Below are 886 nucleotides of genomic sequence, written 5' to 3' on the forward strand. Positions count from 1 at the left end.
TCGAGCTTGGTCAGGCCGGCTTCCAGTCTTTGCCGTGCCCGTTCGGCAATGGCATGTTCTTTGGCTTTACGCTCGGCACTGCGACAGAGAATGAAAACCTCTTCACGGTATTCGGCAGAAGTGCAGTATTGCACCTCCAGACCTTCACGAATGGTCTGCCAGTTTTGAGAGAGCAATTGCTGTTCAAATTTCTTGAGCATGCTTCTGGGCGTTCCCACGATATACTGACGTGGCGGCTGCGCCAAGAGCTTCAGATTCTCTTGGCTCACCAAACCACGATCGACCACCCAGATGCGACGTGCTTGACCATAGCGCGACTCCATTTTCTCCAGGATGGTCTTGAGAGTGGTGGACTCGCGCGTATTGCCGTCAAAGACTTCATAGCCCAAAGGCATGCCTTCGCGGCTAACCACCAGCGCAATGCAAACTTGTTTGCAGTCGGGGCGTTTGTCGCGGGAATAGCCGCGCTTCGCCTGCGGATTCTTCTCGGCTTGCCCTTCAAAATAAGTCGAGGTCAGATCATAGAGCATCAAATCATATTGCAGCCCAAACAAGCTGCCCATCCGTTCTTTCAAAAACTTCTCCAGCTCCTCTTTGCAGGGCAGGAGCTTGTCCAAAGCGCGATAGAGACGATCATCATTGACTTTTTCGGCGGGAATTCCCAAGAGCTCGGACAAAGCGCTCTGGGCATAGAAATGTTCCGCGATATAGAGCTCACTACTGGGCTCGACCAAGCGCGCCAGCACCAAAATCATGGCGACCTCTGCCCAGGGGATTTCTTCTTTACCGCCGGACAATTTGTCGCGCAGGAATTCGAGCAAGCCCAGGCGTTTGAAGAGCTCAAGTCCCAGCCAGACGGCGCCAAACGCCCGGCCATTTTCGGTGC

At 54.0% G+C, this 886-nt stretch carries 1 protein-coding gene; it reads right to left on the reverse strand.

What is annotated here, in order from left to right; all coding sequences use genetic code 11:
* A partial coding sequence (locus L6R21_28020) for an IS1634 family transposase (protein MCK6563053.1) occupies positions 1-886 on the reverse strand: 886 nt, incomplete at both ends.

The sequence above is a fragment of the bacterium genome (genome assembly GCA_023150945.1).
Classification (GTDB): Bacteria; Zhuqueibacterota; Zhuqueibacteria; order Zhuqueibacterales; family Zhuqueibacteraceae; genus Coneutiohabitans.